Source organism: Dactylosporangium sp. NBC_01737 (assembly GCF_035963215.1).
GTDB lineage: Bacteria > Actinomycetota > Actinomycetes > Mycobacteriales > Micromonosporaceae > Dactylosporangium.
Genome location: NZ_CP109153.1, coordinates 8,440,744 through 8,462,880 on the forward strand (window position 1 = coordinate 8,440,744; position 22,137 = coordinate 8,462,880).

A 22,137-nucleotide genomic window follows, 5' to 3' on the forward strand; every position below is an offset into this window, starting at 1 on the left:
GTGAGCCGTTCGGACTGGCTGACACTCTGTAGCCGGAAACGAGAGGCGAGCACCGCCGGAATTGACCTTCGATATCCATTCGATTGCCGTTGATCCGACAGTTCTTCGATCCGAAGAATCGTACTTCTCGCTTTCCTGCCACGTACTTCGCGCGACCGGAGACAGGTCGCGGGTCGTCGCCCGAGGAGAGTGCCGTGTCGAACGATGTCGCAGCTGTGCCGAAAAGGGAACGCCCCGGCGTCCGGGTGCCGGCGGCCGGCATCGTCACGCGCCGGACCTCGGCGCCCGAGCCGATCCGCCGCACGCGGGGTGCCGGCACCGGTGAGCCGTGGCGGCTGGCCGGAGCGGACGTCGCCGTGTTCGTCGCGCTCTGGCTGGCCGCCGGCGCGACGTGGCCGGCCGCCCTGGCCTGTGCCGCGTTCACCGCCGCCGCTCTGGCCGGCATCGGGCTGTACCGCCCGCGCCTGCACCTCTCCGTGCTCGACGACCTGCCCCGGATGCTGCTCGGCTTCGGCGCGGTGACCCCGGTGGCCGCCTGGTTCACCCTGCCGACGACGACCTTCGAGGCCGCTGTCGTGGTGTGGCCGCTCGTGGTGCTCGCCGCGACCGTGCCGGCCCGCACGCTCGTCTACGTCATGCTGTACCAGCGCCGCCGGCTGCTGCCCGGCGACCGCGCCCTCATCGTCGGCTCCGGCGACCTCGCCCTGCGTCTGGCCGAGGTGCTGCGGGCCGACCCGGCATACGGCATCAGGCCGATCGGGCTCGTCGGCCCGCCCGCGCTCACCGGCGAGTCGCTGCCGGTGCCGTTGCTCGGGCCCGTCGACGAACTGGCCGGGATCACCGCCCTGCACCGGCCGGACTGCGTCATCGTGGCATTCCCGAACGCGCCCGACACCGACCTGATCGGCGTCATCCGGCAGTGGCGCCGCTGCGGCGTCACGGTGTACGTGGTGCCGCGCCTGTTCGAGCTCGCGGTGCCGTCCGGCGGCGCGGAACTGGTGCAGGGCATCGCGCTGGAGCGCATGCGCCCCGACCGGATGCGCGGGCTGTACGCGGCGGCGAAACGGGCCATCGACGTGACCGGCGCCGCGATCGGCCTGGCGCTGGCCGGGCCGGTGCTGCTCGCCTGCGCCATCGCCGTGCGGCTGGAGTCCGGGCGGGCCGGTGTGCTCTTCCGGCAGCAGCGGATCGGCCGCGACGGCAAGCCGTTCACGATCCTCAAGTTCCGGTCGCTGACCCCCGCGACCGACCGCGAGTCGCAGGTGCGCTGGAACATCAACACCGACGACCGGGTCGGACCGGTGGGGCGCCTGCTGCGGTCCACCTCGCTCGACGAGCTGCCCCAGCTCATCAACGTCCTGCGCGGCGACATGTCGCTCGTCGGGCCGCGCCCCGAGCGCCCGTACTTCGTCGAGCAGTTCGCCCGCACCTACGGCGGCTACGCCGACCGGCACCGCGTCGCCGCGGGCATCACCGGCTGGGCGCAGATCCACGGACTGCGCGGCGACACCTCCATCGCCGACCGGGTCCGCTACGACAACTACTACATCGAGAACTGGTCGGTCGCCCTCGACGTGAAGATCATGGTCCGGACCGTCGGTGCGATGCTGGGCCTGTCACGGCGATGGCGATGAAGACGCCGGCCTTCGGCGCCACGCCCGCAGCGGCCGGGCGATGGCGCGCCGCCGCCACGGTGCCGTTGCGCGTCGCGCTGGCGCCGCTGGCCTGGGCCCTGGCCGTCGCCGGCTGGGCCGCCCGGCGGCCGAGCTGCCTGGTCGCCGCCGCGCTGCTGCTGGTCTGCCTGCCGGGCAACCTGCAGGAGGCGGCCGGGGGCGGGCGGGTGACCGTCGCCGACATCGCCGCCGGGTTCGCGGTGGCCGCGGCGCTCTGGCGTTCCCTGCGCGACGGCGCCGCGCCCGCGCCGCTCGGGCTGCTGCCCTTCGGCGCGGTGGTGCTGTCGGTGGCCGTCGCGACCGTGATCGCCTCCGACCCGGCCGCGAGCCTGGTCGGTTTCGTGCGGTACACCGAACTCTTCGTCCTCATCCCGATCGCCGTGGCGATGGCGCTGCGGGACCGGCTCGACGTGCTCCTGGTCGCCGGCGCGTTCGTCGCCGCCACGGTCGTCGAAGGCGGCATCGGGGTCTGGCAGGCGGCCACGAACACCGGCGCCTCGTACGCGGGACAGTACGTCCGCGCGATCGGCACGTTCGGCGCCGAACAGGTCATGGCGCTCGGTGCCCTGGTCGGGTACGGCATCGTCGTCACCCTCGCCCTCGGACTGGCCGCGCGGGGCCGGATCCGCCTCGCCCTCCTCGCCGCCGCCGCGCTGCTGGCGGTGCCGCTGGGCTTCTCGCTCAGCCGGGGCGCCTGGATCGCCACCGCCTGCGCGGTCGTGGTGCAGGTCTTCGTCTTCAGCCGGCGGCTCGGCGTCGCCGCCGTCGCCACCGCCGCGTTCGCCGTCGTGGTGCTGGTCAGTGGCGTCGGCCCGGCGTCGTTCACGGTGGACGAGCGGGTCGCCAGCATCGTGTCCTCCGGCTCGCAGCCCGACCGCTCCGTGCGGGACCGGTACGCGCTGTGGGACACCGCGATCGGCATCTGGGCCGACCACCCCGTCTTCGGGGTCGGCCTGAAGGACTTCGCGGCGGCCCGCGACACGTACGCGCCGATGTCGCTGTCCGCCGGGAGCGACGTCGACGACCCGCAGGCCGGCTTCCGCCGCCAGCCGCTGCTGTCCGCGCACAACCAGTACCTGATGGTCCTGGCGGAGCAGGGCACGGCCGGCATCCTCGCGTTCGGCTCGCTGCTGGGTGCACTCACCGCCGGGGCGTTCCGGCGCCGCCCGGCCGCCGATCCGGTGCCGCCGGGCGTCGGCTCGCGCTTCCTGGACCTGATGGCGCCGGGCGTCATGGTCTGGACGCTCATCGACTTCTCCTACGGCGACATCGGCGCCGGCCCGACCGGCGTCCTGCTCGCCGTCCTGCTGGGCCTGGTGGCCCGCCGCACGGTCATCGTGCCGCGCACGACGTCGCCGGAGGTCCCACGATGACGGCACAGACCGCACCCACGCCGCCGGTCTCCGCGCGGGGGACCCTCGTGACCGCCGCGCTGATCACCGTCGTCATCACCATCTCCGGCTCGGGGCTCGGCCTGGTCCGTGACGTGCTGCTGGCCCGGTACTTCGGCGCGGACGGCGCGACCGACGCGTTCCTGGTCGCCTGGACCGTGCCCGAGACGGCGTTCTGCCTGGTCGTCGAGGGCGCCATGTCGCTGGTCATGGTGCCGCTGTTCAGCCGGACCCTTGCCCGGCAGGGGTCGGTCCGCGACCTGGTCGCGGCGACGCTGCCCCGCGTGGTGGTCGTGCTGGTCGCCGGCTCGGCGGCGGTGATGCTGGGCGCGCCCCTGCTGGTCCGCGTCATCGCGCCGGGACTCGCCGACCCGGCGCTCGCCGTCACCTGCACCCGGCTGACCGCCGTCACGGTGCTCGGGTTCGGGATCGCCGGGTACCTCAGCGCGGCGCTGCGCGCGCACCAGGTCTTCGCCGTGCCCGCCACGATCCACCTCGCGTACAACGCCGGGATCGTCGGTCTCATGTGGACACTGCACGGCCGGATCGGGGTCGTCAGCGCCGCCGCCGGCGTCGCGCTGGGCAGCATGCTGATGGCCCTGGTGCAGCTGCCGGCCTATCTGCGCCGCGTCGGGCTGCCGCACCCGCGTCACTGGCTCCGCCGGGCGACGGGACCGCTCGGCGGACCGGCCGGTGCGCTCGCCCTCGGCGCCGTCGCCCCCGTCGTGGTCTACACGCTCGGCCGGCAGTCACAGGTGTACGTGGAGCGGTTCCTCGGCTCGGAACTGCCCGCCGGCGCCATCTCCCACCTGAACTACGCACAGAAGCTCGCTCAGCTGCCGATGCTCGTCGCGCTGCTGGTGTGCACCGTCACGTTCCCCGCCCTCGCGCGCGCCGTCGCGGCCGGTGACCTTCCCCTGGCACGGCGACGGTTCGCCGCCGACCTGCGGGTGGTGACGGTGCTGATCCTGCTCGGCTCGGCATACCTCTTCGCCCTCGCCCCGGCGGTCGTGCAGACCCTGCTGGAACGGGGCGCGTTCGCCGCCGCCGACACCGACGCGGTCGCCGCGATCGTGCGCGTGTACGCGGTCGGGCTGCTGGGGCACGCGATGGTCGGTGTCGCCACCCGCCCGTACTTCGCCGCCGGCGGCAGCACCTGGTTCCCGGCCGTGGCGGTGGGCGCCGGCGTGGCCGTCAACGCGGTCGCCGCCGCGCTGACGGTCGCGCACCTGGGGGCGACCGGGATCGCCGCGGCCAACGGCCTCGGCATCACGACCGCCGCCGTGCTGCTGCTGGCCGGGCTGCGCCGCCGCGAGGTGCCCGTCCCGCTGGGGGAGACCGCCTCGACGGTGGCCCGGGCGGCCTTCGCCGCCGGCGCGGCGGCCGGAGCCGGCTGGCTGGCCGGGCGGCTGCTGGAAGACCTCGGGTCCACTGTGGTCAGTGTCGCCGGCGGCGCCGTCGTCCTCGGCACGTTCGCGGTGGCGGCCCGGCTGTCGGGGTTCGACGAGATCGGCACGCTGGTCTCGCAGGTGGGACGGAGGGTCCGCCGTGCGCGATGACCTCGTGCTGATGTACCACTCGGTCGAGCACTGCGACCGCGACCCGTTCCAGGTGACCGTGCGGCCGGACCGGTTCGCCGGCCAGCTGCGCTGGATGCGCCGGGCCGGGTGGCGGGGCGTCGCGATGCGGGAGCTGCTCCGGGCGCGCGAGGCCGGCACCGCGGACCGGCTCGTCGGGCTCACGTTCGACGACGGGTACGCCGACTTCGTCACCGAGGCGATGCCGCTGCTCAACCGGTACGGCTGCACCGCGACCGTGTTCGTCCTGGCCGGCCGGCTCGGCGGCGACAACGCCTGGGACCGGCCCGGTCCGCGCAAGGCGTTGATGACCGCGGACGACGTGCGCCGGACCGCCGACGCCGGCATGGAGATCGGCTCGCACGGGCTGCTGCACCGTCCGCTGCCGGCGGCCGGCCCGGCCGCCCTGGCCGCCGAGGTCGGCGCCAGCCGGGCGGCCCTCGGCGCGCTCTGCGGCCAGGACGTCGCCGGGTTCTGCTACCCGTACGGGAAGGTCGGCGCCCGCGAGGTCGAAGCGGTCCGGGCGGCCGGGTACGGGTACGCCTGCGCGGTCGGGAGGTCCACGTTGGACCGCCGGTACGCGCTGCCCAGGGTCTTCGTCGGTGACCGCGACGGCGCCGCCCGGCTGGCCGTCAAGTGGCTGCGGCACCGGATCGTCGCGGGCGGTGCGCGATGAGAGTCCTGCAGGTCATCACCGGGCTCGGTGTCGGCGGCGCGGAGCACCAGCTCCGCCTGGTGCTGCCCCGGCTGGCCGGCGAGCCGGCGGTCGTCACGCTGACCAACCCCGGGCCGGTCGCCACCGCGATCCGCGCGGCCGGGATCCCGGTGCACGACCTCGGCATGCGCGGCAACCGGGACCTGACCGCGATCCCTCGGCTCGCCGCGTTCATCCGGTCCGGGCGCTTCGACGTGGTCCACACCCACTTGTACCGTGCCTGCGTGTACGGCCGGGTCGCGGCCCGCCTGGCCGGGGTCCGGGCGGTCGTGGCGACCGAACACTCGCTCGGCGACGGGATCATCGAGGCACGCCCGGCGACCGCCGCCGTCCGGGCGCTGTACCTGGCCGCCGAACGCCTCGGGCGGGTCACCGTCGCGGTGTCCGAGACCGTCCGGCAGCGCCTCGTCGCCTGGGGCGTGCCGGACCGCCGGATCGTGGTGATCCCCAACGGCATCGACCCGGCCGAACTGCGCCACGATCCCGCGCTGCGCCTGGCGACCCGGGTCCGTCTCGGGATCCCGGCGCGGGCCCAGGTCGTCGGCGGGGTCGGGCGGCTGGAGCCCACCAAACGGTTCGACGTGCTCCTCCGCGCGGTGGCGGCCCTGCCGGACACCACGCTGCTGCTGGCCGGTGACGGCTCCGCCCGCGCCGGACTCGCCGCCCTGGCCGCCGAGCTGGACATCGCCGACCGGGTGGTCTTCGCCGGCGGCCTGCCACACGCCCGCGCCGCGCTCTGCGCGATGGACGTGTTCGCCTCGCCGTCGCCGCAGGAGACGTACGGGATGGCGGTCGTCGAGGCGCTCGCCGCCGGCCTGCCCGTGGTCTACGTGCACTGCCCGCCGATCGAGGCCCACCCGCACGGGGCGGCGCGACGGGTACCGGGAACGCCGGCCGCGCTGCGCGACGCGTTGCGGGCCGAACTCGCCCGGTCCGGCACCACCGCCCGGACCACGCCGGCGGCGACCGTCGCCGAGCACGACATCGGCGGCGTCGCCGGTGCCCTGGATCAGTTGTACGGACGACTCGTGCGGCCGGACCGAGTTTGGAGTCGAGCGACATGAGCGGCACACCATCGACGATCCTCGCCGGGCTCGTGCGGCGTTTCGGCCTGCTCGTCGTCGTCACCGTCCTCGGTGCGGCGGCCGGCGGCGTCTACGGCGTGGTCAGGACCCCGACCTACCGGGCCCAGGCGTACGTCGTGCTCACCGCCGAGCCGGGCGAACCGTTCGCGGCGGTCAACTTCGCCCAGGCGTACGGCCGGATCGTCACCAACGGGCCGGTCGCCGAGGCGGCGGCCACCGCGCTCGGATCCCGCGACGGGCTGTCGGCGGTGACCGCGACGACGTCGCCGGACGCGCCGGTCATCGAGATCACCGCCACCGGCACCGAAGCCAAGCGCACCGCCGACGTGGCGAACGCCGTGGCGAAGGCCCTCGCGGACTACGCCACCGCCCGCAAGGCCGAGACCCGGGTCTCGGCGTCCGTCCTGGCCCCGGCGGTCACCCCGGCCGCGCCGTCGTCGCCGAAGCCGCCGCTGGAACTGGCCGTCGGCGCGGCGGCCGGCCTGCTGGTGGGTGGGTTGGCGGCGCTGACCGGCGTGGGCCGGGCCCGGCGCCGGACCGTCGCTACCGCCGTCGCCACCGCCGTCGCCACGGCGGAGCAGGACTCCGGCCACGACATCGTCACCATGGCGCCCGCCCGGCCGCGGACCGTCTGGGCGTCCGCGTCCGTCGCCACCGCCCTCGTGCCGGTGCCGCCGCCCCAGGCCGGCGCCGGCCCGCCACCGAAGGCCCTCGCCTGGAGCGCCGCGCCGACGGAGCCCGCCGTCGCGCCGCCGGGGGCTCGCCTGGAGCGCCGCGCCGGCGGAGCCGGCCGTCGCGCCGCCGGAGGTCCGAGCCTGGAGCGCCGCGCGGGTGGAGCCCGCCGTCGCGCCGCCGGACGAACCGGACCGCGACGCCGTCACGCCGCCGCGGCGGCCGGTCGAACCACCGAAGATCGTCGGCCGTGCCGTCGTCATCCGCAGGGAGTCGCTGTGAACCCTCTGAGCACTGTGGACAATGCCGTGCCCGGCGGCCGGCCGGTCAGCGCCTGGTCGGTCGAGGTCCGCCGGGACGACGCCGCCCTGGCCGAGATCCGGCCCGAGTGGACCGATCTCTTCGGCCGCTGCGCCACGGCGACCCCCTTCCAGACACACGCCTGGCTCACCTCCTGGTGGCGTACGTACGGGCGACCCGGCCGGCTCCGGCTGGTCCTCGTGCGGCTCGACGGTCGCCTGGTGGCCGCCGCCGCCCTGCAGCGGCAGCGGCGCTGGCTCTGCTCGGTGCTGACCCCGGTCGGCGGGGACCTGTCGGACTTCGGGGACGTCCTCGTCGACGATGCGCTCGCCGAACCGGCCGCCCGGGCGCTCGCCGACGCCCTCGCCCACGTCTCCGGCTGGCAGGTCCTCGATCTGCCCGAGACACGCCCCGGCTCCGCCGCCGGCACGCTGCTGACCGGGGCATGGCGCGGTCGCCACCACCTCGTGACCGCCTCACTGTGCCTGGAGCTGCCGGCCCGCGGCCTCGACGACCTCGTCGCCGACCTGCCCGGCCACACCCGCAAGACGGTGCGCCGGCGGGTCAACCAGATCCGCAAGCTCGGCCTCGACGTGCGGACCGTGACCGCCGAGGAGGCCGACCGCGCCGTCGGGGACCTGCTCGCGCTGCACACCCGGCAGTGGCAGGGCCGCCAGGTCAATCCCGAGCACGTCCGCGCCGGGTTCGCCCGGCACCTGCGTGCCGCCACCCGCGAGATGATCCGGGACGGGCAGGCCGAGCTGTTCGAGTACCGCCTCGACGGGCAGCTGGTCGCCTCGTCGCTCGCGGTCGTCGGGCAGGACCTCGTCGGCGGGTACCTGTACGGCGCCGAACCGTCCCTGCGCGACCGGGTCGACATCACCACGCTGCTGCTCAGTGACACGCTGCCGCTCGCGGTCCGGCGAGGCTGCGCCACGATGAGCATGCTGCGCGGCGCCGAACCGTACAAGCTGCGGTGGCGGCCGGCGGAGTCGGTGAACCAGCGGGTCCTGCTCGTGCGCGGCGGCAGCCCCCGGGCCTGGCTCTACGCCACCGCAGTGCGCGCCCGCCGCGCGGCGGTCCTGCTGGCCAAGCGCCGGCTGCCGGGCCTGCGCGCACTGCGCGACCGGCTCCGGTGGCGCCGGGCGAGCGGGCCGGGGCGGTGAACGGCATGCGGATCCTGCACGTCGCCCAGCCGCGCGACGGTGGCGTGGCCGGCTACGTCGTCGCCGCCGGCGCCGACCAGCTCGCCCGCGGCTGGGACGTCGCCGTCGCCTGCCCGCCGGACGGGCGGCTCGCCGCCGACCTGGCACAGACCGGCGTGCCGCATCGGCCGTGGCCGGCGACCCGCGGGCCGAGCCGGGCCACGCCGGGCGAGGTACGCGCCCTGGACCGGCTGCTGCGCTCGTACCGCCCCGACGTGGTGCACCTGCACGCCGCGAAGGCCGGGCTGGCCGGCCGGCTCTGTCTCCGCGGGCGGATCCCGACGCTGTTCCAGCCGCACGGCTGGTCCTGGCTCGCCGCCGACGGGGCGCTGCGGATCGCCAGCGTCGGCTGGGAGCGTGCCGCCGCCAGATGGACCGACCGGATGGTCTGCGTCGGCGACCAGGAGGCGGCCCTCGGGCGGGCGGCGCGGGTCGGCGGGCACTACGCGGTCATCCGCAACGGGGTGGACCTCCAGCACTTCCGCCCGGCCGGCGACACCGCCCGCCGGGCGGCCCGCGCCAGGCTCGGCGTGCCGGAGCGGGCCCCGCTCGCGGTCTGCGTCGGGCGGCTCACCCGGCGGAAGGGGCAGGACGTGCTGCTGTCGGCGTGGGAACAGGTCGTCCCGCACTGCCCGGACGCGCGCCTCGCGCTGGTCGGTGCCGGCGAGCTGCTGCCCGCGCTGCGGGCGCGGGCCGTGCCCGGCGTCAGCTTCGCCGGCGCCGTCACCGACGTGCGGGACTGGCTCGCCGCGGCCGACGTCGTCACGCTGCCGTCCCGGTGGGAGGGGCTGCCGCTGAGCGCGCTGGAGACCATGGCGACCGGCCGCCCGGTCGTCGCCAGCGACATCCCGGGCATCGCCGAGATCCTCGCGCCGGGGACCGGGGCCCTCGTCCCGCCGGGCCGGGCCGGCCCCACTCGCCGGCGCGCTGCTGCGCCGGCTGCTGGACCGCGCGCAGGCCCGGGCCGAGGGCACCGCCGCCGCCCGGCACGCCGAAGGATTCGACGCGCGGCGCACCTACGACCGGCTCGCCGACCTGACCCGTGAGGCGGCCGGGCCGCGGCACCTCGCGCCCGTACTGTCCACAGAGGAGTCACGATGAGCATGGTGTCCACATCGGACAGACCGGTCGACGGCATCGATCTTGTCGACCCGGCGTTCTGGCGGCAGCCGGAGCCGGCCCGGCACGCGGCGTTCGCCCGGCTGCGGCGGCTCGACGCGCCGGTGTACTTCCCCGAGCCCGGCGGCGGCTTCTTCGCCCTCGTCCGGCACGCCGACGTGGTGACCGCCAGCCGCACCCCCGACGTCTTCGTCAGCCGCCACGGCGTGACCACACCACGACCCGCGCGGTGGGTCCGGACGGTCTTCGGCGACTCGATGGTGAACCTCGACGACCCGCGGCACCAGCAACTACGCTCCGTCGTCGCGCGGGCCTTCACGCCCCGCGTCGTGGCCCGGATCGCCGCCGACACTCAGGCGGCCGCCACCCGCATCGTCGACGACCTGATCGCCGCGGGCGTCGGCCGCGACGGGACGGGCGACTTCGTGACGGCGGTCGCGAGCCGGCTGCCGTTCGAGGTGATCTGCACGATGATGGGCATCCCGGACGGCTACCGCCACCGGCTGCTGCGGCGGATCGACTCCACCACCGAGCGGGCCGGCGTCCAGCGCGCGGGCCGCCGGCTGCGGATCCCGGGCCGGGGCATCGCCGCCCTCGCGCAGCTGCACCGCGTCGTGGCCCGGGTCGGCGCCGACCGGCGGCGGCACCCGACCGACGACCTGATCTCGGCGCTGGTCACCGCCGACGTCGCCGGCCGCCCGCTGAGCGGGCGCGAGCTCGGCTCGTTCTTCTCGCTGCTGCTGGTGGCCGGTGTGGAGACCACCCGCAACACGATCGCCCACGCCCTGTCCCTGCTGAGCGCCCACCCCGAGCAGCGCGCGCTGCTCCTTGCCGACTTCGACGCCCGGGCGCCCGGGTTCGTCGACGAGGTCGTCCGGTACAGCTCGCCGATCGTGCAGTTCCGCCGCACCGTCGCACGCGACCATGCGCTGAACGGGTTCCCGCTGCGGACCGGCGACGAGGTCGTCATGTACTACGCGTCGGCCAACCGGGACGAGGCGGTCTTCGCCGAACCGGACCGGTTCGACATCGCCCGGACGCCCAACCCGCACGTGGGGTTCGGCGGGGGAGGGCCGCACTTCTGCCTCGGCGCGTCCCTCGCCCGGCAGGAGCTGACCGTGCTGTTCCAGGAGCTGTTCACCCGGCTGCCGCAGCTGCGCGCGGTCGGCGCGCCGGACCTCGTCGCGTCCAACTTCGACCACCGTGTCGCCCGGCTGGGCTTCACGTACACCTGATCCTCGCGCCGCTGGAAGGACCGTTCCGATGGTTGTGCCGTTTCGCAGGACCCTGCTGGTGCCGCTGGCCGTGGGGATCGCCGTGATCCTCTTCGGCACCGCGGCGACCGTCACGTCGCTCGTCGCCGGCGGGGCGGACGACAACGACGCGCCCGCGGTGTGGCCGTCCACGCCGATGACCCCGCCGGACGGCGATGCGCCACCGGCGCCGCTGGGGCAGCCGCCGGAACGGTGGGAGATCGTGTTCGGCGACGAGTTCGACGGTACGACGCTGGACCGGTCCCGCTGGGACGACCGGTCCAGCGCCGAGTCCGACGAGGGCCGGGGCAACAGAGGCAACCAGCAGCTGGAGTGGAACCGGGCGGAGAACTGCCACGTCGGCGACGGCGAGCTGGTGATGACCGCCAGGCGCGAGACGCACACGTCCGCCGCGGGGCAGCGGTACGACTGGACGTCCTGCCTGATCTCCAGCTCGCCGTCGTTCGCGTTCCGGCACGGGTACATCGAGGAACGCTCGATCCTGCCGGCGGCGAACGGGTTCTGGCCGGCGTTCTGGACGTGGCAGGCGCCGCAGGTCGACAAGCAGGTCGAGACCGACGCGTACGAGCAGTACTCGGCCGGCAGCCGCGAGCTGCAGATGACCCAGCACTCCGGCGGCCGGGACGGCTGCAGGTGGAAGCTGCCGTTCGACCCTTCGGCGGACTGGCACACCTACGGCGTCGCGATCGAGCCGTCCGGCACGGTCTGGTACGTCGACGGGATCCAGGTCTGCCACACCACGGCGACCGCGGACGCGCCGACGAACCTCATCTCGAACCTGGCCGTGTACGAGCGGCAGCCGCCGGCCGGCGGTACACGGTCCGCTGAGAAACGGGTCGACCACATCCGCGCCTGGGCCCGCCGATGACCGGTCCGCGGCGGCCGGTCAGCGCAGCCAGCCGTCGCGGCGGACGATGCGGATCGCGTCGAGCCGGTTGCGCGCGCCGGTCTTGAGGATCGCGGCGGAGATGTAGTTGCGCACCGTGCCGAGCGACAGGCACAGCCGCTGGGCGATGTCGGCGACCGAGTCGCCCTGCATGGCGAGGCCGAGGATCTCCAGCTCCCGGGTGTTGACTGTCTTGTCCATCCGGAGCTGGGCGACCTCGAGCTGTGGATCGACGACCTTCTCCCCGCCGGCGATCCGGCGGATCCAGCCGGCCAGCACCGGGATCTGGACGCCCTTGACCAGGAAGCTCAGCTGAGGGGCGTGCCGCCTGGGCGGCAGGGTGCCGCGCATGCCGGGATCGGACAGGACGACCACCCCGCAGCCGGGCGCGGCGCGGCGCAGCTCGTCGACGATCGGCAGGATCTGGCCGACCATGTAGGTGGTGTTGAAGAGGACGACCTGTGCGTGGAGCCGCACGCAGCATGCCACCACGGGACCTTCGACGTCGACGGTGCCGGCGACGACGATCCCGGGTTGATGGTTGAGCAGCCGGGCGAGGACGCCATGTGCCGTCGAACTGTCGACGATGAGCAGCACGCGAATCACCGCAATCACCCCCTACGGCACCGGCGGATTCGGAGGCTCTCTTGGCCGTACGCTATGTGACCGGCCCCACAGTCGAATCCCCGGTTCGTGCCAACGCTCGCAGCTACCGGCTTGCCCGCGTTCGATAGCACTGTTGCTCATGCGTGACGGAAAGCTCGCCTTCGAAGGGGTCGGCCTCGTCGACTGGGCCGCGATGCGTCATGCGTACGGCACGGCCGAGCACATGCCGGAGGTCGATCCCGGCGACGGTGGTGACGGTCCAGCGAGCGCCCACAGCGGTGCGACGGCGACGGCCCACAGGACGCGCCGGAGGGCGACCGCCTGCGCCGCGCCGAGCACCAGTCCGGTCAGCAGGCCCATCAGGGCGAGGTCCCGCAGCGACGTGCGGTACCCCACGGCGGCGGCGCCGAGCAGCAGCCCGAGTCCCATGCCGGCGGCCGACGCGACGATCCACCGCAGCGGGTCCAGTCGACGGCAGCCGGCCAGGACCTGCCCGGCGCCGATGACCGCGCCGGTGACCAGCCCGCCGGTCAGTGCCGCCACGGGGCTGTCGACCCGGCCCGCGACGAGGCCACCGGCGACGCCGCCGAGGGGGAAGGAGACGAATCCGGCGGTCCAGATCAGCCAGGACCTGAGCGCGGCGTTCACACCCGTACGCCGGGCAGCGCGGGGCGGGGCGTGCGGACCAGGACGACCGCGAACGCGACCAGCCAGCTGCTCCACAGCATGTAGCCGGCGAAGTTGGCCAGGTCGACACCCGGCAGGTCCAAGGGGGAGAGCACCCCGGCGAGGATCAGCACCGCCGACGCCGCGCCGAGCACCGTGAACCAGCGGCCGGCGAGCTGCCGGCCGACGGCGGCGAGGACCAGCAGCGTCCACGCGGCGGTGAGCAGGTACCCGAACGTCTCGCCGACGAGATGGCCGAGGACCTGGTGCGCGGTGTCGAACGCGTCGCGGGCGGACGCGGCGACCGCGGGGTCGGCGCTGGTGGCGTCGGCGGCGTAGCCGGGGACCAGCAGCGGCCAGCGGGACAGGCCGATCACCTGGACGGCGGCGGCCGCGATGCCGGCGACGACCGCGAGACGCATCGTCCGGCCCGTGGACAGCCGCCGGACACCGATCGCGATCGGCGCGAACAGCGCCGCGGACAGGGTCAGGACGGTGAACCAGGCGACGACCGCGGTCCGGACAGGTGCTGGTCCGGCTCGCGCTCGACGCAGGTCGGGTGGTCCGCGCCGACCGGCTCATCGACGAGCTGTGGCCGGGGGACACCGCCCGCAACACGCTGCAGGCGAAGGTGTCGAAGCTGCGCCGCGCGCTCGGCGACCCCGCGCTGATCACCGGCAGCGGCGCCGGGTCCGCGCTCGCCGTGGACCCAGGGGCGGTCGACGCGCTGGAGGTGCTGCGGCTCGCGGGCACCGTGCCGGCGCTGCGGCAGGACCCCGGCACCGCCGCCAGGGTGTGCGCGGCGGCCCTGGCGATGTTCCGCGGTGACCTGCTGCCCGGGGCCGGCGACGGCGACTGGGTGGCGCCGCACCGGGCCCGGCTCGCGGAGGCGTGGCTGAGCCCGGCTCGCCCGTGCGCTGCGCTTCGCCGACCCCACCGCCGCGCGGGAGGCGGCCGAGTGGTCGCGGGACTGGTACGACACCGCCGGCGGCGACAGGCTGCCCCTGGCCGTCCTGGTGCTGGCGGCGCTCGACGGCGACCCTGACCGGCTCGCGGCGGCGGTCGGCACCGCACGCGCCGCGGGCGACGCCGAGGTCGAGGTCCTCGCCCTGGACGCACTGGCCTGTGCCCGCGCCGTACGCGGCGACGCCGGCGGTGCCCGGGCGGCCCTCGCCGAGGCCGACGCCGCCATGCCCGGCGCCCGGCATCTCCTGACCGACGGTGACCGCGTCGACCGGACCCTGGCGCTGTCACAGGTGTAGGTCATGCCGCCGTACACCTGGGACCGCAGCGCGTCTTTACATCCGGGCCCGCAGCACGTCGAACTCGCAGCCCGGCGCGGACGGGTCGAAGCCGTGCTCGACCAGCCAACGGATCGCCAGCAGGCTCCGCATCGACCACCACGCACGGACCATGCCGACGTCGACGTCCCCGCCGTAGCCGGCCACGACGTCGCCGAGGTGCTTCTCGTGACCGAGCGTCAAGGTGGCGAGGTCGTACAGCGCGTCGCCCTGACACGCCTCGGACCAGTCGAGCACCCCCGTGATCTCGTCCCCGTCGACGAACACGTGCGTGATCTGCAGATCGCCGTGCGCGAACACCCGCGTCCACGGCCGCAGCACCGCCTCGGCAATCGTGCGGTTCCGCGCGACCAGGTCGGCGGGAAGGACCCCGTTCGCGACCAGCCACTCGCATTCGACCTCGAGCCGCGCCGCGAAGTCCTCGGCGGTCAGACCGATTCTCGGCGGTAGGGGCGCGTCGTGCAGCCTCCGCGCGGCGGCACCCGCCGCCGCCCACGCCGCGGGCGACGCGGCCGACGGCTCACCGAGGCGCCCGAGCGCCGTGCCGGGCAGCGCGGCGATCGCGAGCACGGGCGGCCTGCGCCACAGGATCTCCGGCGTCGGGATCGGCGCCATGGCCATCGCCTGCACCTCGAAGTCGATGCGTTCCTGATCGGCATCGATCTTCAGAAACACGTCACCGACGCGCAGGGTCGCACGCTCCTGATGGGCAACGACAACCTCGACCCGCTCCACGTCGGCCATTATCGCGGCGACGGCCACCGCCGTCACCGGCTTTGTCGTCCGGACGTGATCACCAGGCCCACCACCAGGAGCAGCAGGGACCGAACGTGCGGCGCCGGATCGGCTGAACTACCAGTCCATCCAGCCGTCCAGCGGGGGCTTGCGCATGTACGGCGGCTCGTCGTAGTCGATCGCGGTCAGCCACTGGGCTCCCGGCGTCAGCCGGTAGCCGAGCCTGACCAGTTCCCGGACGACCGCCGGCATGTGCAGCGCCCCGAAGACGACGGCGACCTCCATGTCCTCGGCGTCGAACTCGCCGTCGATCTCTCGCAGCACGTCGAGCAGCAGTTCGTCCCGCCTGATGTCATCGGCGTCGCGCGGGACGTCGGTGTGGTCGTGAATCTCGAGCGGGGCGTTGCCGAGCCAGTCGCCGTCGCCGGTGAGCGCCATGTGCAGTGCGAGGATCGGCGTCATCACGGTCGCGGTCAGCCGCTCCTGACGGGACATCCGGCGCTCCGGATCGGCCTGCGGCGCCAGGTAGTCGTCGGGGAAGATGACCGGTACGCCCAGCGCGCCGTAGTCGATGTCCTGGGGCACCAGGTCACGGCCGGCCCGCTGACGGGCCAGGCGCATCGCGTTGGCGTAGGCCATCCCGGTCGAACTGGGCCCGTCCCAGATCTCGGCGATGACCGCCTGGCAGGACCGCAGCCGCTGCCAGATCGCCCAGTAGTAGTCGGCGTGTCCCATGTGGATCGTCGGGACGATCACCCAGCGCAGCCCACCGGCGGGTCGCCGGAACACGGTGACGGACGTCCGGAACCCCAGGTCGGTCATCTCGGTCAACTGCATGCCGCCAGGGTAGGAAGCCGCCACCACCCCGGCCGTGGGTTGCCGCAGGCGCAATTCCACTCGACGCCACGGACCATGTGACCGCTCTGCTGATAACAGCAATACATGCCGGGATCGGCGTGAAAAAAGTGTTACACCGTTCTCGTTGTGAAGGTCGTGCAAATTTTCATGACCGGTACTGACGTGCTGTGCGCGATTTCCTGGCGGCGTCAAAAGCTTGCTGAGCTGGGCGAATCCTGGGCATCGGCGACCGCCAGGATCGGTGAATGAGCGATGGTTGACGATTGATGCTTGAAATCGGCGTAACGATCTGGCAATCTTCGTCACGCCACCGATGCCCGTCGCCGGCCATTCTTGGTTGCGGCACGCGTTCGCATCGGGCAGTTGTGTGAGCGGTAACACGGTGCGGAGCCGCCTATTCGCGCTGCAGTCTTTTCCAGGAGGTCGATGTGTCGTCCCTATCCGTTAGTCGCCGTCGGTTGTTGCAGGCGACCGGTGCCGGTGTGGTGGCCGCGACGGCAGGTGTCGTCGACGTCCAGGGTGCGGACGCGGCGGTGGCGCCGGTCCGGGCCGACATCGGCGTGTCGGCGTACGCGTTCGACCTCGGGCAGGTGCAGCTGACGGCCAGCCGGTGGCTGGACAACCAGAACCGGACGCTGTCCTACCTGCGGTTCGTCGACGTCAACCGGTTGCTGTACAACTTCCGGGCCAATCACCGGCTGTCGACCAACGGCGCCGCGTCGAACGGTGGCTGGGACGCCCCGAACTTTCCGTTCCGCACCCACATGCAGGGTCACTTCCTGTCCGCCTGGGCGCAGGCCTACGCCGTGCTCGGCGACACCACGTGCCGGGACAAGGCCAACGCGATGGTCGCCGGGATGGCGGCCTGCCAGGCCAACAACGGCGCCGCCGGGTTCAACACCGGCTACCTGTCGGGCTTCCCGGAGTCCGACTTCAACGGGCTCGAGGCCGGCCAGGCGGTCAGCGTGTCCTACTACTGCATTCACAAGACGCTGGCGGGCCTGCTGGACGTGTGGCGGTACGTGGGCAGCACCCAGGCCCGTGACGTGCTGCTGCGGCTCGCCGGTTGGGTCGACTGGCGCACCGCCCGGCTCAGCTACGCCCAGATGCAGACCGTGCTGGGCACCGAGTTCGGCGGGATGAACGCGGTGCTGGCCGACCTCTACCAGCAGACCGGCGACGCCCGCTGGCTGACCACCGCCCAGCGGTTCGACCACGCCGCGGCGTTCAACCCGCTCGCGTCCAATCAGGACCAGCTCAACGGGCAGCACGCGAACACGAACATCCCGAAGTGGATCGGCGCGGCCCGCGAGTACAAGGCGACCGGCACCACTCGATACCGCGACATCGCCGCCAACGCGTGGAACTTCACCGTCAACGCCCACACGTACGTCATCGGCGGCAACAGCCAGGCCGAGCACTTCCGGCCGCCCAACGCGATCGCCGGCTACCTCGCCAACGACACGTGCGAGCACTGCAACTCCTACAACATGCTCAAACTGACCCGGGAGCTGTGGCAGCTCAACCCCGACAACGCCGCGTACTTCGACTTCTTCGAACGCGCCCTGCTCAACCACATCATCGGCGCGCAGAATCCGGCCGACTCCCACGGGCACATCACCTACTTCACCCCGCTCAAACCCGGTGGCAGGCGCGGCGTCGGCCCGGCGTGGGGCGGCGGCACCTGGAGCACCGACTACAACAGCTTCTGGTGCTGCCAGGGCTCCGGCATCGAGATCAACACCAAGCTGATGGACTCGATCTACTTCTACAACGGCACCACGCTGACCGTGAACCTGTTCATGCCGTCGGTGTTGAACTGGAGCCAGCGGGGGATCACGGTCACGCAGACCACCTCGTATCCGGTCAGCGACACCACCACCCTGCAGATCGCCGGCAACGTGAGCGGCTCGTGGTCGGTGCGCATCCGCATCCCCGCCTGGGCCGGCGGCGCCACGATCAGCGTCAACGGCGTCGCCCAGGGCGTCACCGCCACCCCGGGCAGCTACGCGACGATCACCCGGTCGTGGTCCTCCGGCGACACGGTCACCGTCCGCCTGCCGATGCAGGTGGCGTTGAAGGCCGCCAACGACAACGCGAACGTCGTCGCGGTCACCTACGGTCCGGTGGTCCTGTCCGGCAACTACGGCAACACGACGCTCTCGTCGCTGCCCTCGCTGGTCACCTCGTCGGTGACCCGCACGTCCGGCAGCGCACTGGCCTTCACCGCCACCGCGAACGGCTCGTCGGTCAACCTCGGCCCGTTCTACGACGCGCACGGCCACAACTACACCGTCTACTGGGCGGGCAACGGCCAGAGCTCCGGCGGCTCCTACCGCCTTGTCAACGCCGCCAGCGGCCTGGTGCTGGGCATCCAGAACATGTCCACCGCCGACGGCGGCCTGGCGCTGCAGTGGGGCGACAACGGCACCGCCGACCACAACTGGGAAATGGTCACCGACGGCAGCGCGGTCCGGTTCCGCAACGCCAACAGCGGCAAGGTGCTCGGCGTGCTGAACATGTCCACCGCTGACAACGCCTCCGTCCTGCAGTGGGCGGACAACGGGACCGCCGACCACAGGTGGACGCTGCTGGACCAGGGCGACGGGACGTACAAGATCCGCAACGTCAACAGCGGGAAGCTGCTCGCCATCCAGAACAACTCCACCGCCCAGGGCGCCTTCGCGGTCCAGGACTCGGACAACGGGACCGCCGACAACCGGTGGCGGCTCGTCCGCAACTAGCCGACGAGCCGCCACCGGTTGCCGGCGCGTTGCCTTACCGGCCGGCGACCGTGATCGGTACGGCGGTGCTGCGCCGCCTGGAGCCCAGTGCGACCAGCGCCGCCCCGGTCGGGATCATCGAGGCACCGACCAGGATCATGTTGACCAGTCCGAGGCCGGTCACCGCGAGGATCGACGGCAGCACGTTGGCGGCGTACGTCGCCTCGGCGGTCTGCCCGTAGGCGTCGGTGACCCGGTACCGGACCGCCTTCGCCTGGCCGGTGAAGCCGTTCACCGCCACGAAGCTGATCCTCCCCCGGGCGGGCTCCAGGATGTAGGTGCCCTGCCCGGGGACCCGCACCATCGTCACCGGGCGGCCGCGCGTGTCGAGCAGCGTGATCGATCCGCCGCTGGGCACCCGCCACGGACTGCGTCCCGCCGCCACCGGAGGCGACGTTCACGCCGGCGCCGCCGGTGGTACCGCCACCGCCGCCCGCGTCGCGATCCGTGTCGATCGCGCCGGCGCCGCCACCACCGGCGATGAGCAGCGGGTTCACGCCGTACGACGTCCCCCAGACCGCCGACATCCCGCCGCCGCTGCCGCCGTCGCGGGCACTCTCGGTCAGGCCGGAGTCCGCGATGCCGCCGCGGCCACCCCCGCCGTAGGTCCCGACGGTGGAGTGCTCCTGACCGGCCTGACCCACCGTGATCGTGAGCACCTGCCCGGGCGTGACGGTGAGTGACCCGATGGTGAAGCCTCCGCCGCCGCCTTTGGCCTCCAGTCCGTTCGCCCCGCCGGCGCCCCAGACCTTCAGGCTCAGGCCGGTGACGCCGGCCGGGACGGTGAACGTCTGGTCGGCGCCGGTGTAGCCGAAGCGGACGCAGTCGGTGAAGGTGACCGGTGTGCACGCGGTCGACGCGGTCGCGGTGGTGGCCCCCGGACTGAACAGGCACAGCGGGACCGCGAGTGCGGCCGTCACCGTGATGGCGACCAGTCGCCGGGTCGCGCGCTGTTCCCTGCGGGTGCTCAATGTGTGTGCCAAGCTGCTCATCCCCCGTACGTCAAGCTGATTCCCCCTAAACGGCAGAAACTTCTGTATAGGGATATTTGCCGTAAGAGGTTGCTCACTCGGCGGTCGTGACGGGGGAGCGGGTCAGGACGCGGGTGTCCGGCGAGGTGGCGGGATCGGCAGCTGTCCACAGTGGACCACGTGGCCTACCTGTCCACCTGTCAGTAGCGGAACCGCGAGACCAGGCTCTGCATCTGGGAGGCCATGCCGGCCAGTTCGTCGGCGGCGTTGCGGGTGTCGCCGACCGTGTCGGTGGTGCGGCGGGCGGCGTCGGACACGCCGGAGATCGTGGCGGCAATGTTGCCGGCGCCCTCGGCCGCGTGGGTGAGGGTGCGGTTCATCTCGTGCGTGGTCGCGGACTGCTCCTCGACGGCGGAGGCGATCGCGAGCTGGATGCTGTTGATCCGTTCGATGATCGTGGTGATCTCGCCGATCGCGGTGACCGCGCTGTCGGTGTCGGACTGGATGGTCTCGACCCGTGCGACGATGTCCTCGGTGGCCTTGGCGGTCTCCTGGGCGAGGTCCTTGACCTCGCTGGCGACGACGGCGAAGCCCTTGCCCGCCTCGCCGGCGCGGGCGGCCTCGATGGTCGCGTTGAGCGCGAGGAGGTTGGTCTGCTCGGCGATCGCGGTGATGACCTTGACCACGGTGGCGATCTCGGTCGACGACTCGCCGAGCCGGGACACGGTCGCGTTGGTCGCGGCGGCCACGTTGACCGCCTGCGCGGCGACGGTGGTCGCCTCGGAGGTCGAGGTGCTGATCTCCCGGATCGAGGCGCCCATCTCCTCCGAACCGGCCGAGACGATCTGCAGGTTGTTCGACACGACGCTCGCGGCGGAGGCGACGGTGCCGGCCTGCGCGGAGGCCTCGGCGGCGTTGGCGTCGACCGTCTGGGACGCGGTCTTCAGCTGGGTCGCGGCGGTCTGCAGGGTGGTGGCGTTGCCGGCCAGTTGCACCAGGTCCTGGCGCAGCCGGGCGATGCCGCGGTCCAGCGAGGCGGCCATCAGCCCGACCTCGTCGCGGGTCGTGACGCCGGAGGAGCGGGTCAGGTCGCCGTCGGCCAGGCCGTCGGCGACGTGGAGCACGCCCTGGACGGCGCGGCGCACCCGGCGGGCGACCCGCATGCCGAGCAGCAGGCTCAGCATGATGCCGATGGCGAGCCCGATCACGACGGTCCGGGCCGCGGTGCCGGAGCGGTCCTTGCCGTCCTTGATGCTGGCCTCGGCCTGTGCCGTGGCGAGCTGCTGCAGTGCGGTCTGGTCGGCGATGAGCGCGCCGTAGAGGGTGTCGTACTCCTTGACCGCGGCGTTGAGCTCCTCGGGCGTGGCGGTGACGCGGTCGGCTGCCAGGAAGGCGATGTAGGCGTTCCAGTCCTTCTCCGCCTTGGCCACGATCGCGGGGCCGCCGGGCGTGCCGGCAAGGTTCGTGGCGAGGCTCTTCAGCGACTCTTCGACCGCCTGCTTGTTCGTCTCCAGGCCCTGTTTGATCCGGTCCGCGATGGCCGGATACAGCCTCAGCGCGGACAACCCGCCGCTGTACGCCTCGATGTTCTTGGCGAAGCGCCCTGACTCGCTCAGTGACGCCATGGTCGTGTGCTGCGCGCGGGCGGACTCCGTGCTCATCGTGCTCATGGCCCGCACGGCGACGACCCCTACGATGAGCCCCGCCAGCATGGCAACGAGCACCGCTGTCGTGATCTTGCTCGACAGTGAACGGTTGTCGAATGCCGCGTCGATCGATTTCGGTCCCATAACCGCCACTCCCACTCGGGAACCCTGTTCGGCTGATCGGCGCCCTTTCCCGGTGGTGTAGGAATTTTGTGGCAATCAATGGTCTGACTTATGGCGGGCAGTTCACGGGTGCATTCGGTCGATAGAGTCCGGTGCGGCCGTGAGCGAAGGAGCGTTGTCACATGGATCTGGCTGGGCGTGCGTTGGTCGCCGCGACTCGGGACCCGGAGTTCTGGCGGTGTTACGCGTTCGACGGGGACGGCGGGTTCGACTTCGTCGCGGTCGGCGAGCGGCTTGCGCGGCGGCTGAACGACATCGACGTCGACGATGACGACTGGGATGACGAGGACGAGGACGACCTCTCCTCGGCCCGGGCGATCCTGCCCGCCCGCCGCGGCTGGCTGCTCAGCGGCGAGTACGCGGGGTACTCCATCCGCAACGACTGCCACAGCCGCTTTCCGTTCCCGGAGTTCACCGAGTTCCGCCGGCAACTGGCGGTCGCCGACGGACCGGGCGGCCAGTTCTGACCGCCCCCCGCGACAACGGCCAGC

The 22,137-nt window shown here is 73.1% G+C and carries 21 protein-coding genes and 1 pseudogene; 14 read left to right on the top strand and 8 right to left on the bottom strand.

Annotated elements, in window-relative coordinates:
* Nucleotides 1-194 precede the first annotated feature (194 nt).
* Genes OHA72_RS38200 through OHA72_RS38240 form a run of 9 tightly spaced genes read left to right on the top strand, consistent with a single transcriptional unit; the run spans nt 195 to nt 11,879 of the window.
* A complete protein-coding gene (locus OHA72_RS38200; RefSeq protein WP_327000938.1) occupies nt 195-1,634 on the top strand; it encodes a sugar transferase in 1,440 nt (479 codons plus the stop codon).
* Nucleotides 1,631-3,046: an O-antigen ligase family protein gene (locus tag OHA72_RS38205; RefSeq protein ID WP_327000939.1), complete on the top strand. Its 1,416-nt coding sequence runs from the start codon at nt 1,631-1,633 to the stop codon at nt 3,044-3,046. The genes OHA72_RS38200 and OHA72_RS38205 overlap by 4 nt, the downstream gene beginning before the upstream one ends.
* On the top strand, nt 3,043-4,623 hold the full coding sequence (locus tag OHA72_RS38210; protein WP_327000940.1) for a lipid II flippase MurJ: 1,581 nt from the start codon (nt 3,043-3,045) through the stop codon (nt 4,621-4,623). The genes OHA72_RS38205 and OHA72_RS38210 overlap by 4 nt, the downstream gene beginning before the upstream one ends.
* The gene (locus tag OHA72_RS38215) at nt 4,613-5,317 is read left to right on the top strand and encodes a polysaccharide deacetylase family protein (protein WP_327000941.1); all 705 of its coding nucleotides are present in this window, start codon (nt 4,613-4,615) and stop codon (nt 5,315-5,317) included. The genes OHA72_RS38210 and OHA72_RS38215 overlap by 11 nt, the downstream gene beginning before the upstream one ends.
* The gene (locus OHA72_RS38220; RefSeq protein WP_327000942.1) at nt 5,314-6,420 is read left to right on the top strand and encodes a glycosyltransferase; all 1,107 of its coding nucleotides are present in this window, start codon (nt 5,314-5,316) and stop codon (nt 6,418-6,420) included. The genes OHA72_RS38215 and OHA72_RS38220 overlap by 4 nt, the downstream gene beginning before the upstream one ends.
* A complete protein-coding gene (locus tag OHA72_RS38225; protein WP_327000943.1) occupies nt 6,417-8,579 on the top strand; it encodes a GNAT family N-acetyltransferase in 2,163 nt (720 codons plus the stop codon). The genes OHA72_RS38220 and OHA72_RS38225 overlap by 4 nt, the downstream gene beginning before the upstream one ends.
* Nucleotides 8,580-8,584: 5 nt before the next feature.
* Nucleotides 8,585-9,664, top strand: coding sequence for a glycosyltransferase (locus tag OHA72_RS38230; RefSeq protein WP_327000944.1), 1,080 nt, complete (start codon nt 8,585-8,587; stop codon nt 9,662-9,664).
* A gap of 51 nt (nt 9,665-9,715) precedes the next feature.
* Entirely contained in the window at nt 9,716-10,972 is a 1,257-nt protein-coding gene (locus OHA72_RS38235) for a cytochrome P450 (RefSeq protein WP_327000945.1), read from the top strand.
* Between the two features lie 28 nt (nt 10,973-11,000).
* The gene (locus OHA72_RS38240; RefSeq protein ID WP_327000946.1) at nt 11,001-11,879 is read left to right on the top strand and encodes a glycoside hydrolase family 16 protein; all 879 of its coding nucleotides are present in this window, start codon (nt 11,001-11,003) and stop codon (nt 11,877-11,879) included.
* 18 nt (nt 11,880-11,897) lie between these two features.
* Here OHA72_RS38240 and OHA72_RS38245 read toward each other — a convergent pair whose 3' ends face one another.
* The 3 genes from OHA72_RS38245 to OHA72_RS38255 form a co-directional block, all read right to left on the bottom strand.
* Nucleotides 11,898-12,503, bottom strand: a complete 606-nt coding sequence (locus OHA72_RS38245) for a response regulator transcription factor (protein ID WP_327000947.1) — start codon at nt 12,501-12,503, stop codon at nt 11,898-11,900.
* 198 nt (nt 12,504-12,701) lie between these two features.
* Complete coding sequence (locus OHA72_RS38250; RefSeq protein ID WP_327000948.1) at nt 12,702-13,151, bottom strand: hypothetical protein; 450 nt, start codon at nt 13,149-13,151, stop codon at nt 12,702-12,704.
* Nucleotides 13,148-13,723 (bottom strand): DUF4386 family protein, encoded by a 576-nt coding sequence (locus tag OHA72_RS38255; RefSeq protein ID WP_327011745.1) that lies wholly within the window; start codon nt 13,721-13,723, stop codon nt 13,148-13,150. Before OHA72_RS38255 ends, OHA72_RS38250 begins: the two co-directional genes overlap by 4 nt.
* Here OHA72_RS38255 and OHA72_RS38260 point away from each other — a divergent pair.
* Nucleotides 13,696-14,214, top strand: coding sequence for an AfsR/SARP family transcriptional regulator (locus tag OHA72_RS38260; protein WP_327000949.1), 519 nt, complete (start codon nt 13,696-13,698; stop codon nt 14,212-14,214). The two genes, OHA72_RS38255 and OHA72_RS38260, sit on opposite strands and share 28 nt — an antisense overlap.
* Nucleotides 14,186-14,431 (top strand): hypothetical protein, encoded by a 246-nt coding sequence (locus OHA72_RS38265; RefSeq protein WP_327000950.1) that lies wholly within the window; start codon nt 14,186-14,188, stop codon nt 14,429-14,431. Before OHA72_RS38260 ends, OHA72_RS38265 begins: the two co-directional genes overlap by 29 nt.
* A 36-nt stretch (nt 14,432-14,467) precedes the next feature.
* Here the strand turns inward: OHA72_RS38265 and OHA72_RS38270 are convergent, their stop codons facing one another.
* Together OHA72_RS38270 and OHA72_RS38275 are read right to left on the bottom strand one after the other, a co-directional pair.
* On the bottom strand, nt 14,468-15,241 hold the full coding sequence (locus tag OHA72_RS38270; protein ID WP_327000951.1) for a phosphotransferase family protein: 774 nt from the start codon (nt 15,239-15,241) through the stop codon (nt 14,468-14,470).
* 81 nt (nt 15,242-15,322) lie between these two features.
* Nucleotides 15,323-16,042 carry a hypothetical protein gene (locus tag OHA72_RS38275; RefSeq protein WP_327000952.1) on the bottom strand — a complete coding sequence of 240 codons (720 nt, stop codon included), beginning with the start codon at nt 16,040-16,042 and terminating at the stop codon, nt 15,323-15,325.
* Nucleotides 16,043-16,189: 147 nt separating this feature from the next.
* Between OHA72_RS38275 and OHA72_RS38280 the strand changes: the two genes are divergently transcribed.
* Nucleotides 16,190-16,312 carry a hypothetical protein gene (locus OHA72_RS38280; RefSeq protein WP_327000953.1) on the top strand — a complete coding sequence of 41 codons (123 nt, stop codon included), beginning with the start codon at nt 16,190-16,192 and terminating at the stop codon, nt 16,310-16,312.
* A gap of 236 nt (nt 16,313-16,548) precedes the next feature.
* On the top strand, nt 16,549-18,807 hold the full coding sequence (locus OHA72_RS38285) for a beta-L-arabinofuranosidase domain-containing protein (RefSeq protein ID WP_442788375.1): 2,259 nt from the start codon (nt 16,549-16,551) through the stop codon (nt 18,805-18,807).
* Nucleotides 18,808-18,841: 34 nt separating this feature from the next.
* Here OHA72_RS38285 and OHA72_RS38290 read toward each other — a convergent pair whose 3' ends face one another.
* The 3 genes and pseudogenes from OHA72_RS38290 to OHA72_RS38300 form a co-directional block, all read right to left on the bottom strand.
* Entirely contained in the window at nt 18,842-19,231 is a 390-nt protein-coding gene (locus OHA72_RS38290) for an Ig-like domain-containing protein (RefSeq protein WP_327000955.1), read from the bottom strand.
* Nucleotides 19,232-19,262: 31 nt separating this feature from the next.
* Nucleotides 19,263-19,838: pseudogene (locus tag OHA72_RS65070) on the bottom strand (glycine-rich protein); the annotation flags it as partial.
* 179 nt (nt 19,839-20,017) lie between these two features.
* Nucleotides 20,018-21,607 (bottom strand): methyl-accepting chemotaxis protein, encoded by a 1,590-nt coding sequence (locus OHA72_RS38300; protein ID WP_327000957.1) that lies wholly within the window; start codon nt 21,605-21,607, stop codon nt 20,018-20,020.
* 161 nt (nt 21,608-21,768) lie between these two features.
* Between OHA72_RS38300 and OHA72_RS38305 the strand changes: the two genes are divergently transcribed.
* A complete protein-coding gene (locus OHA72_RS38305) occupies nt 21,769-22,113 on the top strand; it encodes a hypothetical protein (protein WP_327000958.1) in 345 nt (114 codons plus the stop codon).
* Nucleotides 22,114-22,137: the final 24 nt, after the last annotated feature.

Bases quoted from the DNA above. Each gene is read 5' to 3' on its own strand.
- OHA72_RS38205 (WP_327000939.1), top strand. From the start codon at position 1,631: ATGAAGACGCCGGCCTTCGGCGCCACGCCCGCAGCGGCCGGGCGATGG.
- OHA72_RS38210 (WP_327000940.1), top strand. From the start codon at position 3,043: ATGACGGCACAGACCGCACCCACGCCGCCGGTCTCCGCGCGGGGGACC.
- OHA72_RS38220 (WP_327000942.1), top strand. From the start codon at position 5,314: ATGAGAGTCCTGCAGGTCATCACCGGGCTCGGTGTCGGCGGCGCGGAG.
- OHA72_RS38225 (WP_327000943.1), top strand. From the start codon at position 6,417: ATGAGCGGCACACCATCGACGATCCTCGCCGGGCTCGTGCGGCGTTTC.
- OHA72_RS38230 (WP_327000944.1), top strand. From the start codon at position 8,585: ATGCGGATCCTGCACGTCGCCCAGCCGCGCGACGGTGGCGTGGCCGGC.
- OHA72_RS38235 (WP_327000945.1), top strand. From the start codon at position 9,716: ATGAGCATGGTGTCCACATCGGACAGACCGGTCGACGGCATCGATCTT.
- OHA72_RS38240 (WP_327000946.1), top strand. From the start codon at position 11,001: ATGGTTGTGCCGTTTCGCAGGACCCTGCTGGTGCCGCTGGCCGTGGGG.
- OHA72_RS38275 (WP_327000952.1), bottom strand. From the start codon at position 16,042: ATGCAGTTGACCGAGATGACCGACCTGGGGTTCCGGACGTCCGTCACC.
- OHA72_RS38300 (WP_327000957.1), bottom strand. From the start codon at position 21,607: ATGGGACCGAAATCGATCGACGCGGCATTCGACAACCGTTCACTGTCG.
- OHA72_RS38305 (WP_327000958.1), top strand. From the start codon at position 21,769: ATGGATCTGGCTGGGCGTGCGTTGGTCGCCGCGACTCGGGACCCGGAG.